At 62.2% G+C, this 15776-nt stretch carries 12 protein-coding genes; all 12 read right to left on the reverse strand.

The annotated features are described in order from the left end of the window. Window positions 1–394: 394 nt before the first annotated feature. Entirely contained in the window at window positions 395–961 is a 567-nt protein-coding gene (locus tag ACHHTY_RS07010) for a 5' nucleotidase, NT5C type (RefSeq protein WP_395493389.1), read from the reverse strand. 239 nt (window positions 962–1200) lie between these two features. After that, the gene (locus tag ACHHTY_RS07015) at window positions 1201–2724 is read right to left on the reverse strand and encodes a YifB family Mg chelatase-like AAA ATPase (protein ID WP_395493390.1); all 1524 of its coding nucleotides are present in this window, start codon (window positions 2722–2724) and stop codon (window positions 1201–1203) included. Window positions 2725–2758: 34 nt separating this feature from the next. Beyond that, complete coding sequence (locus ACHHTY_RS07020) at window positions 2759–4420, reverse strand: putative ABC transporter permease subunit (protein ID WP_395493391.1); 1662 nt, start codon at window positions 4418–4420, stop codon at window positions 2759–2761. Window positions 4421–4443: 23 nt separating this feature from the next. Beyond that, entirely contained in the window at window positions 4444–5256 is an 813-nt protein-coding gene (locus ACHHTY_RS07025; RefSeq protein WP_395493392.1) for an ABC transporter ATP-binding protein, read from the reverse strand. A 440-nt stretch (window positions 5257–5696) separates the two neighbouring features. Then, window positions 5697–7622, reverse strand: coding sequence for a molybdopterin biosynthesis protein (locus tag ACHHTY_RS07030; RefSeq protein ID WP_395493393.1), 1926 nt, complete (start codon window positions 7620–7622; stop codon window positions 5697–5699). A 98-nt stretch (window positions 7623–7720) separates the two neighbouring features. Beyond that, on the reverse strand, window positions 7721–9082 hold the full coding sequence (locus tag ACHHTY_RS07035) for a molybdopterin molybdotransferase MoeA (protein WP_395493394.1): 1362 nt from the start codon (window positions 9080–9082) through the stop codon (window positions 7721–7723). A 49-nt stretch (window positions 9083–9131) separates the two neighbouring features. Next, complete coding sequence (fdhD, locus tag ACHHTY_RS07040) at window positions 9132–9989, reverse strand: formate dehydrogenase accessory sulfurtransferase FdhD (protein ID WP_395493395.1); 858 nt, start codon at window positions 9987–9989, stop codon at window positions 9132–9134. Between the two features lie 168 nt (window positions 9990–10157). Next, window positions 10158–10388, reverse strand: coding sequence for a hypothetical protein (locus ACHHTY_RS07045; RefSeq protein ID WP_395493396.1), 231 nt, complete (start codon window positions 10386–10388; stop codon window positions 10158–10160). Window positions 10389–10410: 22 nt separating this feature from the next. Next, complete coding sequence (locus tag ACHHTY_RS07050; RefSeq protein WP_395493397.1) at window positions 10411–11268, reverse strand: formate dehydrogenase accessory protein FdhE domain-containing protein; 858 nt, start codon at window positions 11266–11268, stop codon at window positions 10411–10413. 2 nt (window positions 11269–11270) lie between these two features. Further along, window positions 11271–11927 carry a formate dehydrogenase subunit gamma gene (locus ACHHTY_RS07055; RefSeq protein ID WP_395493398.1) on the reverse strand — a complete coding sequence of 219 codons (657 nt, stop codon included), beginning with the start codon at window positions 11925–11927 and terminating at the stop codon, window positions 11271–11273. Then, window positions 11905–12729, reverse strand: a complete 825-nt coding sequence (locus tag ACHHTY_RS07060; RefSeq protein WP_395493399.1) for a 4Fe-4S dicluster domain-containing protein — start codon at window positions 12727–12729, stop codon at window positions 11905–11907. Before ACHHTY_RS07060 ends, ACHHTY_RS07055 begins: the two co-directional genes overlap by 23 nt. Beyond that, window positions 12726–15719 (reverse strand): formate dehydrogenase-N subunit alpha, encoded by a 2994-nt coding sequence (gene fdnG / locus ACHHTY_RS07065; RefSeq protein WP_395493400.1) that lies wholly within the window; start codon window positions 15717–15719, stop codon window positions 12726–12728. The genes ACHHTY_RS07060 and fdnG overlap by 4 nt, the downstream gene beginning before the upstream one ends. Between the last annotated feature and the right edge of the window lie 57 nt (window positions 15720–15776).

A 15776-nucleotide genomic window follows, 5' to 3' on the forward strand; every position in this document is an offset into this window, starting at 1 on the left:
CACTGCTGCAAGGTTGCCGTTGAATCAGCCGCGATTAAGGTCATGGCAGGGTTTCATTAGGTTTAGCGGGTCTTTGGGCGGCACCTCATCTTGCGGCGATCGGCCCGGCTTGCATGGCAAAGTATGCGGCGCCGATCCGCTTGCCGCAACCTGCGGCACTGCTGCAAGGTTGCCGTTGAGTCAGCCGCGATTAAGGTCATGGCAGGGTTGCATAAGGTTTAGCTGGTCTTTGGGCGGCACCGCATCTTGCGGCGATCGGCCCGGCTTGCATAGCAAAGTATGCGGCGCCGATCCGCTTGCCGCAACCTGCGGCACTGCTGCAAGGTTGCCGTTGAGTCAGCCGCGATTAAGGTGATAGAGCGAGATTGGGCTGTTGGGAGGTCTTGCTTGGGGGTTAGCGGCAGATGGCCCGGATTTCCTGCCAGTTGTTGACGGTGGGGAGGTCGTGGCGGCCCCGGTTCCAGGGTTGGGTGAAGATAAATGCGCCGATGCCATCGCGCTGCAGGTTGATCCCGGTCTGGGCCCGGTCGTCGACGAAGTAGCGCAGGCCCAGTTCCTGGATGGGCCGGGCCTTGTCGTCGTGTTCGCCGGTGGCCACCAGGCGGGCGTTGCGGTAAGTGGTCGGGCCCAGTTCCCGGCGCAGCCAGCGGTCGATGGGCTCGGCCAGGGGGCGGGCGGTGATAAAGGTCAGGGGCGCGGCGGCGGCGAGTTCGCTCAGGACCCGGCCGGCCCCGGGCATCAGGCGCAACCGGCAACCGATGGGATCCGCCAGCAGCCGCTGAAAAATCTCCTCGCTGACCAGCGGATCGATATCCAGGCACTCCTCCACCATGAACTCGGTGATTTCCTCCGGTTCCACCCTGATCCGGTAATCCTCGAAGGCGATCCGGATAAAGGCCTCCATGGTATCGGCCACCACCCCGTCAATATCAAAGCCCAGCAAGCCGGGCTCAATTTTCACCCCGTCTGCCAACGGGGCCGGCTGGCCCGCGGTATTTAATTTGTAGCCGTTCATGCTGTTGCTCACCATCCTTCTCTAAGCGGCGCCCAAATTCCGGCCCATTTTGCCAACAGGCAATCCAAAATTTATTTTACCACTTTTGATTTGTTCAACAAGCGGCTAATCGAGGATCCCGCCCGGCCATGGGCGGCACAGAGGAGATTAGGGTCGGCATAATGCTTCTCTGCGGCCGCCTGGCTTTACTTGATCTCAAGCCGGCGATATTGGATGGCCTCGGCGACATGGTTGCTGGTCAGCTCGGCGCTGCCGGCCAGGTCGGCGATGGTGCGGGCGATCTTGAGGATCCGGTGATAGGCCCGGGCCGAAAGGCCGAAACGGCGCACCGCCTCTTCCAGCAGCCGCCGGGAATGGTCGTCCACCCGGCAGCAGCGGTCAAGATCGCCGGGCTTCATCCGGCTGTTGTAAAAGGAGGTTTTGCGCCGGGGAAAGCGCCGGCGTTGAATCTCATGGGCCGCGGCCACCCGCCGGCGGATGGCGGCCGAGGACTCGGCCGGGCGCTGGTCGCTCATTTCGTCGAACTTGACCGCCTTCACCTCCAGATAAAGATCGATCCGGTCCAGCAAGGGGCCGGAAAGCCGGTGGCGATAGCGCTGAATCTGGGCCGGGGTGCAGGTGCACTCGTGGGTTTCGTTGCCGGGGTAATGGCCGCAGGGACAGGGATTCAGGGCCGCCACCAGCATGAAGCCGGCGGGGAAAAGCAGGCTCTGCTGGGCCCGGGCGATGGTGACGTGGCCGTCCTCCAGGGGCTGGCGCAACCCTTCGAGCACGTTCTTGCGAAACTCCGGCAGCTCGTCGAGGAAGAGAATGCCGTGGTGGGCCAGGGAAACCTGGCCCGGCCGGGGCAGGGAGCCGCCGCCGATCAGGCCGGCTTCGGAAACCGTATGATGGGGAGCGCGAAAGGGTCGGGCCTGGACCAGACCGCTGCCCGGTTGGAGTTCGCCGGCCACGCTGTAGATCTTGGTGGTTTCCAGGGCCTCCTCAAAGGAGAGCTCGGGCAGGATGGTGGGCAAACGCCGGGCCAGCATGGTCTTGCCGGAGCCGGGGGGGCCCTGCATCAGAATATTATGGTGGCCGGCGGCAGCGATTTCCAGAGCCCTTTTGGTATATTCCTGCCCCCGGACCTCGGCGAAATCCACCTCGTATTGCCGGGCCGCCGCCGCCGCCGGGGCGACCTCGAGGGCCGGGGCCTCCCGCAACCCCTTGATGATATCCACCGCCTCGCCCAGGGAATCCACCGCCAGCAGGGGGATGCCCTGGACCATGGCCGCTTCCGCCGCGTTGGCCTTGGGCACCATTACCGCCGCGGCTCCGGCCTGGCGGGCGGCCAGGACCATCGGCAGAATGCCGGGGGTAGGCCTGAGCCCGCCGTCCAGGGAGAGTTCGCCGATCAGGCACCAGTTGGCGGTTTTTTCCGGCGGCAGGATTTCGGCGGCGGCCAGGATGCCGATGGCGATGGGCAGGTCATAGCCGGTGCCGGCCTTTTTCAGGTCGGCCGGGGCCAGGTTGATGGTGATCCGCCGGCTGGGAAACTCGTAGCCGCTGTTCTTGATGGCCGCCTTGACCCGTTCCTTGCTTTCCCGCACCGCCCCTTCGGCCAGTCCCACGGTGGTGAAAATCGGCAGCCCCCGGCTGATGTCCACTTCGACATCCACCAGCAGCCCGTCCACCCCGAGTACCGCTCCGCTTTTGACCTTGGCCAGCATCTTGGTATTTTGCCCTCCCCGTCTTTTTAATCCTTTAACGTGCCAGGCTATCCAATGCCTTGGCACCTTTCAAGAAAAAAAAGATTCCGACGGCGGCGGCCAGCAGGGTGGCCAGGAGCAGGGCGCCGAGCAGCAGGGGCAGATCGCCGGGGGCCAGGAAGCCGTGCCGCAGCCAGCCCCTTAAGATCCGCCAGGCCGGGTAGGCGACCCCGCCGATGCTTACGATGGCAAAGCTCATGGCCGTGAGCAGAAAGAGCAGCGCCCCCCAGCCGCCGGCGGTGGCGGCCCGGTTGGCCGCCTTGAAATCGGCGTAAATCGCCCCGAAGCCCAGGGCGATGGCCGGCAGGGCCCAGGTCAGGGGCATAATAATGCCCAGGGAAATCCACCAGATCGGTCCGCTGACCCCGAGGAGGTGGTTGGAAAACAGGATAAGCAGCAGGGCCAGCACCGTGAAGGGGGGCAGGTAGAAGAGATACTTGCGCAGCAGATAGGCCCGCATGCTCAAGGGGGCGCTCTGCAGCAGGACGATGGCTCCGCCCTCGGCGCTGACCGCCGGAAAGACGAAGCGGCCCGCCAGGGAGGCGCAGACGAAGGCGGTCAGGCCGATATTCAGGAAGGCGATCAGGTTGGCCAGGTACTCCTCGCCGATAAAGGCCCGGTCCAAGGGCAGAATCTTGAAATTGTACAGGTAGACGACGATCAGGGCCCCCACCATGAAAAGCTGGGCCCATTCGGTGGAGTCCCGGAGAAAGCTCTTGGCCTCCTTGTGGAAAATCCAGCGCCAGGGCCGGGGCCGGTAAGCCGCCGCCCGGCTGCCGAAGCGGCTGTCGCCCCCGAAGGATTCGCAGGATTTGCTGTAGCCCCGGAAAAACCAGCGCGCCATCGCCCCCTCGCCGAGGATGAAAAGAGCGGCCGGGGTGATCAGGAGCAGGGCGGCCAGCAGCAGGTCCAGTTCTCGGTCGAGGAGATAGAGGGAGAGCAGGTTGGCGGCCCAGGCCGCCGGCACATAGGGCGCGGTGGGAGCCGAAAGGGCGGAAAGGTACTCGATGAAGTGGCCGTAATTATCCGGATTGACCAGCTCTTCCGGGCGCAACAGGCGGAACATCAGGTAAATCAGGACCCCGAAACAGACCGAGAGATAGAGGACGATATCCTTGGTGCGCCGGGCGGGAAAGAGATTGACCAGGATAATGGTCAGCAGCATTCCCGCCCCGGTGGCGGTGAGGATGGTGGCCAGCAGGGCCAGGGGTAGCAGCAGCCAGTAGCCGGGCCCGGCCGCGAAGACCTGGCCGTAGGCCAGCAGCACCGGCAGCATGAAGAGGAAAAGCATCCAGCCGGCATAGAGGCTGGTGGTGGTGTAGCGCATGGCGAAAAGCCGGGCCGGAGGTACCGGGGCGGCAAAGAGGATTTCGTTGTCCTTGGAGAGAAACAGAGTGGAGACCGCCGCCACCATGCAGGAAAAGAGGACCATGGCGAACAGCACGATCCAGGTCATTTCAAAAATTTTCAGGCTGAGGATGATGCCCAGCTCACTCTGGGCGTGGAAGTAGCCGAGAACCCTCCGGGCAATAAGATAGAGTCCGGTGGCCACCGCGGCGCTGAACAGGACGATGCCCAGAGCCCGGAGACTGGGCCGGCCGGCGGGCAGGAAGCGGTTGCGGGCCGCCAGGAGAAAGGGGGTCAGCAGAGAAAACATGGGCGTTGAGAGCTCTCGAGCTTTCACGGGGCCGCGGAGCCCGGTTGGCGCAGAGCCTGGATGACCGCCTGCAGTTCGTGGGAGCCGGTCAGTTCGAGGAAAATGTCTTCCAGGTCGCCGCTTTGAGCGCGGGCCGCGGCCCGGAGGGCGGCCATGTCGCCCAGGGCCCGGAGGCGGCCGTTGACGATGATGGCGATCCGCTGGCAGAGTTCCTCGGCCACCTCCAGTGAATGGGTGGAGAGAAAGAGGGTGCGGCCGGCCGCCGCGTGCTGCTTGAAGATTTCCTTGACCAGGCGGGCGCTTTTGGGGTCGAGGCCCACCATCGGTTCATCGACCACGATCAGGGGCGGCTCCAGCATGAAGGCGGAGGTGATGATCAGTTTCTGCTTCATGCCGTGGGAGTAGCTTTCCACCAGGTGATCCTGCCAGGAATCGAGATCGAACAGTTGCAGCAGACGGGGCACGTTGCGGTGGAAAACCTGGGCCGGCAGGCGGTAAAGGCCGGCCATGAACTGCAGAAATTCCATCCCGGTGAGTTTTTCATAGAGAAAAGGGCGGTCGGGAATATAGCCGGTCCGGGCCTTGCCCCAGGCGGGATCCAGGGCCAGATCGCGCCCCATGATCCGGACGCGGCCGCCATCGGGCTTGAGCAGGCCCACCAGCATCCGGATGGTGGTGGTCTTGCCGGCCCCGTTGGGCCCCAGAAAGCCGAAGATTTCGCCGGCCTGCACCGTCAGATCGAGATCGGCCACCGCCTGGTGGGATCCGAAACGCTTGTTGAGGGCGGTCACTTGCAGGACGGCAGGAGTGCTGGTGCTGGTTGGGTTGTTGGACATTAGGTTGATCAAACCGGGGAGGAGCAAGAAGTTAAGGGACCTTTAACAAATCCGGCCGCCGGTGAGGTCGGCGTTCGGCGCCAGCCGGGGTAATCCTGCGGAGTGGCAGGTCATGCTATTCCCGGCAGCGCAGGATTCAGGCCCTGACGGCGAGGATTTTAAAAGAAAAAAAGACCTATTTCAATAACTTGCATGGCAAGTGGCGGGCCTCGTTGGTTTTTGGAGTTTGCGCGGGCGTTGTTGTATGATAGCCAAAAAGCCGCCCGCCGCAAAGCTTAAGTTTAAAACCCCAGAGGGCACAGAGAACACAGAGAACATGAGTCAAGACGGGGGAGGGGGACCGTTTTTCTCGGTGTTCTCTGTGTTCTCTGTGCCCTCTGAGGTTTAAGCACGAGAACATGGTTTGCCCGAAAGCTTTACTTCTTCCTTTCTCCTGTCACCTACTGTTCGTACATCAACTTGCCGCAATCAGCGAGGTCGTAACCGCCGAGGCCGGTTACCGTTGCCCGGAACTCCTGGTTGCCGGAGATCAATTCCAGCAGGGCCGCCACCTTGCCGTCGTCGGCAAAGGCGGTGGGCACAATTAAATCGTAACGCTCCTTGGCCACCGGGATAAAATCCAGGTCCAGGGCGCGGGCGGCCGCCAGGATCGCCAGGCCGGTGTCGGCATTGCCTCCCGCCACCGCCGAGGCCACGGTCATGTGGGTATATTCCTCGCGGTTGTAACCGGTAACTTCCTCGGGCGGTATCTCCAGCCTTTTGAGGTGGAGATCGGTCAGAATCCGGGTGCCGGCTCCCCGCTGGCGGTTGATGAAGCTGACATCGTCCCGTTTCAGGTCGGCAAAACCGGTGATTCCCTTGGGGTTGCCCTTGGGTACCAGCAGGCCCTGCTCGCGCCAGGCCAGGTTGATCAGGCGCAATGGAGTGTCGGGCAGGATCTTTTGGATGAAGGGCACGTTGTATTCCCCGCTTTCCTCGTCCAGCAAATGACTGCCCGCCAGGTGGGCCTCGCCCCGTTTGATCGCCATGATTCCCCCCATGCTGCCGACATGGGAAGAGGAGAGGCGGATCAAGGGACGGCGGCGATGGAGCAGGTTGGCGATCACATCAAGGATGTTGTCGTGGCTGCCGATGAAGACCAGGGTGTTGGCGATTTCATGCAGGGAGCGGAGCAGGTCGATCCGGACCGTGGCGCCGGCCCCGATACCTTCGCTGGCCGCCGGTACGGTGAGGATGCCGTCGGCCTGGACCAAGGTCATCACCGCGCCGGCTCCGTGGCCGGTGGGGGTGGCGATCAGCTTGTCCCCCACCTGTCCCAGCTTGACCCGGACAAAATCCATGGTGCCCAGCTTGGAGGAGAGCGGCCGGGACATCAGGGCCTGCACCGCCGGTTCCTCGGCCTGGGCCCGGCCCAGCCACTGGTCTACCAGGGCCTTGCCGAACAGGCGCAGGGTCAGCACCGCCGAAACCGGATAACCCGGCAGGCCGATCACCGGCTTGTTGTTGACGATGGCCAGGATCACCGGCTTGCCCGGCTTGATGTTGACCCCGTGCACCACCACCTGCCCCAGCTTGCCCAGAACCTGGGCCGTGTAGTCGCGGGAGCCGGCCGAGGCTCCGGCGTTGATCACCACGATATCGCAGGAGGGGTTCAGGCAGACCGCCTCGATTTTGGCCCGCAGCAGTTCGGGATCGTCGCGGACGATTTCCCGCCGGTGGGCGCAGGCTCCCCACTCGGTCAGGTAGCCGGCCAGGATGCGACTGTTGAATTCGATGATATTGCCGGGCTGCAGGGCCTCGCCGGGCTGGACGATTTCGCTGCCGGTGGGGATCACCGCCACGGCGGGGGGAATCTTGACCTTGATGTTCGCCACTCCGGTGGCCAGCAAGGCCCCCAGATCGATGGGCCGCACCACATGGTTTTCCGGCAGCAGCAGTTCGCTGACCACGATATCCTCGCCGATGGTCCGGACATGCTGCCAGGGCGGGACCGCCGCGATGATCTCCACCGCCCCGCCTTCCAGGGGCTGGACATCCTCGATCATGATTACGGCGTTGCAATTCTCCGGCAGGGCATTGCCGGTATTGACCGGGCTGAACTCTCCGGCCTCCAGTCGGCGGGGTCGGGCTTCACTGGCGCCGATGGTCCCCCGGAAGTCGACGGCGATCCCGTCCATGGCGGCGCTGTTGTAAAAGGGAGAAGAATTGGGGGCGTAGACCGCCTCCGCCGTAATGCGGCCCAGGGCCTCGTCAACCGGAATTATTTCGGTGCGGGGCCGGATGCAGCCCTGTTCCTCCAAGGCCGCCTGCCAGCGCCGCTGCGCCTCTTCCAGAGGCAGGTTGTCTACGTATATATTGCGTCGCATTGGCAGTTTTTCCTGGGCCGACGAGGTTGACTGATTTTTCTAAGCGTTCAGCGGCGCTGCGGTCGATAATGGTCCCGCAGCCTTAACGGTTAGGATATTCAGGGGCAATTCAGGCCCTCAAAATTGTATACCGCAACTTCACTGCCGGCGCTGAGGCCCTGCAGATGGGCGGCGATGATAATCCAGCCCTGGGAGCGAACCAGGGTTGAAAGGGCGCTGGATTTGCCCAGCACCGGAATGGCCCCCAGGGTTCCGTCGGCCTGGGCTTCCAGCCGGACCGGCACCAGGTCGGTGCGCCCGGCGGCGGAGTTCAGGTTGCGCTGGAGGATGGCGCTGCCAAGGGGCCGGGGCAGATCGATGGGCGCTCCTTCACTATCCTTGGCCTGGCCGAAGTTCAGGCCGGCGAGCCGGGCCAGTACCGGGCGGACCAGCAGGGCGAAGGCCGCCGCCGTCGAAACGGGGTGGCCCGGCAGGCCGAAAACCGGCTTGTGACCGTGGGCGGCGATGATCACCGGCTTGCCCGGTTTGATGGCCACGCCGTGCACCAGAATGCCCGGGTCGGTCATTCGGCTCAGGACCCGTTCGCCGAGATCGCCGACGCCCACCGAACTGCCCCCGGAGAACAGGATCAGGTCGCATTCGGCCAGGGCTTTTTCCAGCTGGGCGACAAAGGCCTGCTCGTTGTCGCCGACAATCCCGTAATTGAGAGGAATAGCGCCCTGCTGATAAACCATGGCGGTAAGCCCGGCCATGTTCATATCCCTGATTTTGCCGGGTGGCGGGTTTTGCTCGGGCGGGACGATTTCGTCGCCGGTGGAAATAATGCCCACTCTGGGCTGGCGGAATACCTGCAGTTTTTGGATCCCCAACCCGGCCAGCAGGCCCAGGTCGCAGGGCCGAAAACGATGCCCGGCCGGCAGCAGGACTTCACCCGTCCGCACATCATCACCCCTGGCGATGATATTGCCGCCCGGGGCCACCGGTTTAAGCACTTCCAGCACATTGTCGTCGGCGGTTACCGTGTGTTCCAGCATTACCACCGCGTCGGTGCCCGGCGGCAGCAGACCGCCGGTGGCGATCCGGTAACATTCGGTGGGAGCCGGCCCGTGCTGGGGCATTTCCCCCATTTTTACCTCACCGCTGATGGTCAGGTAGGCGGGCAGGCTGGCCGAGGCTCCGAAGGTGTCGGCGGCCCGGACCGCATAGCCGTCCATCACCGAACGGGGATGAGCCGGCAGGTCCTCCGGCGCCGTAATGGGCGCGGTGCCGAAACGATCCAGGGCCTCGCCGGCGGTAACTTCCTCGGTGGCCAAGCCGGGATGCTCGGCCAGCATCCCTGACAGGACCTGGAAAACCTCGGCCAAGGGGGTCGCTCCCCCACGGCCCAGCATATCCCGGCAAAACAGATTGGCGGCGGGGTGACCGAGTTGGGTTTGGCGGCCCCGGGCTGATTTGGGCAAGCTTTTATCCGCCTGGCTGAAGCCGATCGCTGAAGGGAGGAAGGATTGCTCAAACATAGAGGCCACCCTGGGCGCAAACCGCCGTTAAATTTTCCTCTGTTTCCTGGCAAGCGGGACGGACATCGTCGAGAATCAGGCCCAGAGGATGGGTATATATGTTAAGTCGCCGACCCCGGGCAAAGCCGATCATCGTCACCCCATGTTCCTCGGCGTGGGCGATGGACATGCAGGTGGGGGCGGTACGGGTAATCAGAATCGGAATCCGGTTGCGAATCACCTTGGTCATAATTTCTCCGGAGATTCGGCCACTGGAGAGCAAAATCTTGTCCTGCAGATCGATCCCGGCCAGGAAGGCTTTGCCGATCAGCTTGTCCACCGCGTTGTGGCGGCCGATATCCTCAGCGAACAACAGCAGTTTGTCGCCATCGGCCAGGGCGGCGCTGTGTACCCCGCCGGTTTGCTGATAAAGCTCGGAGCTGCGGCTGAACTGGCGCAACAACTCAAAGATGCGGGCACAACTGAGGCGAATCGGACCCCGTTTGGTCAGCGAGGTCAGTGAATCGGAATTGCTGAAGGTAACCCCCTGGCCGCAGCCGGAGGTAATGGTTTTTTTGTTGAAAAGTTGGGCCCAGTCGGTGGGGGCGCCGTTGAGCTGCACGTTGACCACGGCGTTGGTTTCATCCACCGTGACCTCGCCCAGGCTCTCGCGGGAGCTGAGCATGCCCTCGGAGAGCAGAAAACCGACCGCCATGGCGTCCAACTCCTCCGGGCTGCAGAGGAGGGAAACCAGTACCTGATCGTTGACCTTGAGCGTGAAGGCGATCTCGGTGGCGATGGTATCCATGATTTCTTCCTCGACCCCGTTGTTGATGCGCAGGACGGGAGTCTGGTAACTGGCTTTCAGCATTTAAGTGTCACTTTGGTTGGGTTTGGGGTTAATCGCTCCCCCCTGACCTGGTCAAGGGGTAACGGCTCCGTACATTCAGCAGGGGCCGCATCTTCGGGGCCGGCCCGGGTCCGGTGCTGCCACCGGGTGGGCTGGGGGCCCGAAGATGCGGTGCTGCTTGATTTTATCTTAAAAACAACCCAATTGACACTGGTTAATGCGAATATCCAGATGATCGGCCATGTTGCCGACCTCCCGGGCCGCTACGCCCAGTTCGCTGGCAATATTCCGGGCTGCCGAACAGGAAACCCGGTTTTCCCGGCTCTGAAGACGCAGCCGGATCTCGATCTGCCTTTGCATATCCTCGGGCAATCCGCCGAGCTTTCTCTCGCTGCAGCGTTTGGCGCAATTATTTTTCATGGCAAAGTCCTCTGTCTGTTCTTCAGTCTTTGGCCGCGGGCGTAGGCAAATAACCCTGTTTGAGCGCCAGCAAATCGAGGAAATAAGTATGAATGTTTTCCAGCAGGGGACGTTTTCTGGTTAAAGGACCGTCATCCCGCCGGTCATAGGTTTTCAGGTAGCCCAGGCATTTCTCGCAATGGTAGATTTTGTACGTCTTGCATCCGTCCACCATAAGGTAGCCCAGGGTCTCAAACTCCTTGTTGCCGCAGTAAGTGCAGCCAATCCGGCGAAATGGCCAACTGATATCGCAGTGCATGCAGGCCAGGTAGCGCCGGCCATGTTCGCGGTCACTCAGTTCAGCGAAATCGGCATTCCGGCCGCAGATCGGACAACGTCCCCGTTCATTGGTGACCATGGCCGCCAGATCCTCGCGGTAATGCTCGGCCGCTCTGCGCCGGGCCGGGGCTGCCGCCCAATGCAGCAACTCCTGTAAATTATCGCTGTCGAGCTCTTGCCGTTCGGCCCAGGCCAAGGCGGCCGCGGGCAGAACCTTGCCGGCGGAACTCGGGTGGTAACCGGCCGCGAACCATTCGGCGACCGGCGCCTGTTGCAGGGCAATGGCCAAAGGATCCTTGGGAAAGTGGTGCTGGAACAGGCGGGCAATCTCGCGGAAATTGGCGGCCAGTTCCTCGCCTTGGCAAGGAACCAGCCCCATTTCTTCAAGAGAACCACTTTTGCCCAGCATCCGGATGGCTTCCACAGCTTCCTCACTGCCGGCAGACTCGGGGAAGGGCTGGTCGCGCAAGACCTGCAGCTTCTCCGTGACCAGCTCCTCGAGCTCACGGCAGTAGTTCAGCAACTCCGTCGGCGGTTCCGGTATCTGGATATTTCTGGTCAAAATCAGGCACTCCCTTTTTGTTTTTTGGCCTTGTAGACTTCTTCGTACCAGGCGCCGTGGTTGTGCTTCATGTACTCCTCGGAAATATCACCGCTGATTATGCCGCGGATGGCCTCGTTGGAAACCGGGTTGAACACGGCCAGGTAGATATGACCGATGGCTCCGGCAACACCGATGGCAAAGAACAGGGCGTGCAGAGGATACATGATCAGGGGAGGCGCCGCGCTCAGCCAGAGAAAGAGACCGCTGACGATCAGCCCAACCCCGCAGACCACCTGGATAATCGAGTTGACTTTCTCACCGCCGTTGTAAAAACCCTGGGGCGGAATCTCCTTCTTGACCCCGATGAACTTCAGAGGGAAGGTTTTGAGAAAGCCGATGTCGGCCTTGGTGAAGGTGAAAATTTCCGCCAGCCAGGCCTGGACTTCCCGTGGCCGCATCAACAGCGGCACCGCCACCCCGATCATCAGAAATACCGCGGCCCACCGATGCACCACCATGGCCCCCTCAATGCTGCCGAACAGGGGGATCATCCAATCCAGGGCTTTTCCTTGAACAATATAGCCGGTGATTGCCAGGATGATGAAACTGATGGCATACATCCAGTGGCCGACCCGCACAGCCGCGCTGAAGCGGTTAATCATTCTTTTGCTGTTCATCGTTATAGCCTCCTTCCGCCAGTTTTGCGCTTTCCTTCAGTTTCATCGCATTACGCCGGGAGATGATGAAAGCCAGGCCGGTGGCGGCCAAGCTTGCTCCGAGTACGGCGTTGCCGAAGGGGTGAACGACATCTTTCCACAGGCCCAGGGTAAAGGGCAGGCGGGGATCTTCCGGCAGGCCGTAGTTGGCGGCGGAGTCCGGCAGAACATAGATGACGCCCAGGCCGCCCAACTCGTCGCGCCCGTAGATCCGGGCCCGGGGATAACGGGGTTTGGCCTGGTCGAGGCGCTGTTCGGCCAGGCGGACCATGTCGTCCCAGGTTCCGTAGACGATGGCCTGGGGCACGCAGGTCTTGGCACAGGCCGGTTCCCGGTCATTGGTGATCCGATCGTAGCAGAAAGTGCATTTTTTCATCTTCTTGGCTGCTTCGTCGATCCGGGGAATATTGAACGGACAGAATTGCACGCAGTGGCCGCAGCCGATGCAGTTTTCCTCGATCCGGCGGATGGTGCCGTTTTCTTCCCGCACCAGGGCATTGTTGGGGCAGGCCTTGAGGCAGCCGGCCTCGGCGCAATGCATGCAGCAATTCTTGCGGAAATGCCATTCCAGACCGTGGGATTTTTTCTCCTCGTAAAAGTTAATCATGGTCCAGCGCCCCGGGGACATATCGTCGTGGGACTGGAAGCTTCCGGTGAAGGGGCCGATCTCTCCCTCAAGCTGGTTCCAGCGCTTGCAGGAGACCTGGCAGCCCCGACAGGCGGTGCAACGGGTAATGTCGATCAATCTTGCCATTCTAGTCATAACGTCACCTTCCTTACATCCACGAGGAATGCCTTGTATTCAGGAATCGCGGTGTTAGCATCACCTACGTGGGGAGTCAGGTTGTTGGCTACATCGCCGGTGACCAGGCCCTGATAACCGTAATGCCAGGTCAGTCCCACTTGGTGGACACTGCGTCCGTTGATCTCAAAAACCCTGGCCCTGGGGGTAACCATGGCCAGGGCCCGGGCCTTGCCGCGGGCGGACACCAACTCGACCATATCCCGGCTCTTGATCCCTTTCTCCCGGGCCAACTCCTCGCTGATCTCGACAAAGGAGGCTGGCATCAGTTCGGCCAGCCAGGGCATGTTGCGGCTCAAGGCCCCGGTGTGCCAATGCTCGCAAACCCGCCAGGTGGAGCAGATGATCGGATACTTGTCGATATCGCCCAGGGACTTGTTGCCGTCGGCGCCGGCGAAATAGGCCGGGTTGTTCTGGCGGCGGTTGAAGACGTTGTGGGTGGGGCTTTCCACCGGTTCGTAGTGCTCCGGCATCGGCCCGTCGTTGAGGTTGGAAAAGATCCGGCTTTCCCGCTCGGTGACCATGATGAAGGGTTTGGCTCCCAAGGGGTCGCTGGGCGGCATGGTGGGGGCGAAGTCCGGCACGTCGTAGCCGGTCCAGCGGGTGCCGTTCCACCAGAGATACTTGCGATCCTCCGACCAGGGATTGCCGGCCGGGTCGGCCGAGGCGCGGTTGTAAATGATCCGCCGGTTGGCCGGCCAGGAAAAGCCCCAGCCGGGATGGGCGCCCCAGCCGCCGGGATCGTCCAGGACCCGGTTCTGGGTACGGTTGCCCAACTCCTCGGTATACATCCCCGAATAAATCCAGTTGCCGCAACTGGTGGAGCCGTCGGCCTGGAGGGCGCCGAAGCCGGGCACCAGCTTGCCGGTGGCGACAAACTTGCCGTTGATCTCCCGCATCACCGCGTCGATGAAGGCGGGGTGGTTGGCCAGCGGATCGGGATAATCCCAGGTCAAGGCCTTGATGATGGCGTCCTGGGGCTTGTCGCTGGCGGCGTAGAGGGCCTTGACCCGCTTGGCCAGCCGATCGAGAATGAAAGATTCCTGGCGGACGTTGCCGGGGCCGTCCACCGCCTTCCAGCGGTACTGGAGCAGGCGGCCGCTGTGGGTGACGGTGCCTTCCTTTTCCAGGAAGGTGGTCACCGGCAGCAGGAAGACCTCGGTGTTGATAGTGGCGGGGTCGGCTCCCGGCCGTTTCCAGAAGGCCGCGGTCTCGGTCTCGAAAGGATCGAGGCAGACCAGCCATTTGAGGTTTTCCATCCCCTTGCTCTCCATCATGGAGTTGGGGCCGGAAACCATCGGGTTCTGGCCCCAGCAGAAGAGGCCTTCCAGGTCGATATTGTTGTACATGTTCTCGAAAAGGGCCAGATGGGAGTAATTCTTCCCGGCCTGGGCCTTGGGGAGATAATCGTAGACAAAGTCGTTTTCCGGGGTGGCCGCGTCGCCGTACCAGGCTTTAAGCAGGCTGGCGATCCACTTGGGCCGGTTGCTCCAGTAGGCCGGAGGGGCCGGGGTGGTGGCGTTGTAAGCCTCCAGGGTCGGCATGGCGGTGGTGGGGCAGGGCATGTAACCCGGGATCAGATGGAACAGACACGCCATGTCGGTGGAGCCCTGAACATTGGAATGGCCGCGTAGGGCGTTGACTCCGCCGCCGGGCAGCCCCATGTTGCCGAGCAGGGTCTGGATGATCGCCATGCAGCGGACGTTCTGGGAGCCCGAGGTGAACTGGGTCTGGCCCATGGCATACATGATTGAGCCCGCCTTGCCCACCTGGCCGGTGGAAGTAAAGAGCTCGTAAACCTCCCGCAGCTTGTCCAGCGGTGCTCCGCAGGTTTGGGCCACCACCTCCAGGGTATAGCGGGAATAGTGGCGCTTCATGATCTGGAAGACGGTGCGGGGATCCTGCAGAGTCGGGTCCTTGCGCACCTTGCCCTCGGCGTCCCGCGCGTAACCCCAACTGGCGCGATCGGTATAGGCCCCCTTGGCCTCGTCGTAACCGGAGTAGAGGCCGGTTTCGGGGTCGAATTCGAAATCGTCGCGGATGATGGAGGCGGCGTTGCTGTAGTGGATGACGTATTCGCGGTGAAACCGCTCGTTTTCCAGGATGTAGTTGATCATGCCGCCGTAAAAGGCGGTATTGGTGCCGCTGCGGATCGGGCAGTAAAGGTCGGCCCGGGCCGAAGTACGGGTGAAACGGGGATCTACGCTGATGATCTTGGCTCCGCGCTTATCACGCGCCTGCTGCAGCCAAGCGAAGGAAACAGGATGATTTTCGGCGCAGTTGCTGCCGCAAATCAGGGCGACGTCAGTGTTTTTGAAGTCTACCCAGTGGTTGGTCATTGCGCCTCTGCCGAACGTGGCCCCCAGACCGGCGACCGTCGAGCTGTGTCATATCCGGGCCTGGTGTTCGATATAGGTCACCCCCAGGCCCCGCATGAACTTGGTGATCAGATACAGATCCTCGTTATTGAGGATGGAACTGCCCAGACTGGCGATGGCATCGGTCCGGTTGACGGTGACGTCCCCGGAGGTGGTTTGAAAGGTCCGGTCGCGGGTATCCTTGACCCGCTTGGCGATCTGGTCGATGGCCCAGTCCCAGGAGCGGATCTGCCAGTCGCGGGCTCCGGGGGCCCGGTACATCACGTTGGTGACCCGTTGATCGTTGTGGTGGGTCTGTTCAACGGCGGCGCCCTTGGAACAGTTGGAGCCGCGGTTGCTGGGGTTGTCGGGATCGCCCTCGCACTGGACCAGCTTGCCGTCCACGACCTGGGCGATCACCCCGCAGCCGCCGGAACAGAAGCAGCAGACCGAGGGAAACTCCCGGGCGCGGGCGATGCGCAACTCGCTGGTCGCTGCCCGTGCGGTGGCGACGTCGAAGCCCAGACCGCCGGCGGCAACCGCCGTGGTCCCGGCTCCCGCCAGTTTAAGCAGGTTTCTTCGTGACAATTTCATAAATTCCGGCCTCCTCTAAGCTTGATGGTACGATGTACTGCTTGCCGTAAAACTGAA

The sequence above is a fragment of the Desulfurivibrio nitratireducens genome, from assembly GCF_044068515.1.
Taxonomy (GTDB): Bacteria; Desulfobacterota; Desulfobulbia; order Desulfobulbales; family Desulfurivibrionaceae; genus Desulfurivibrio.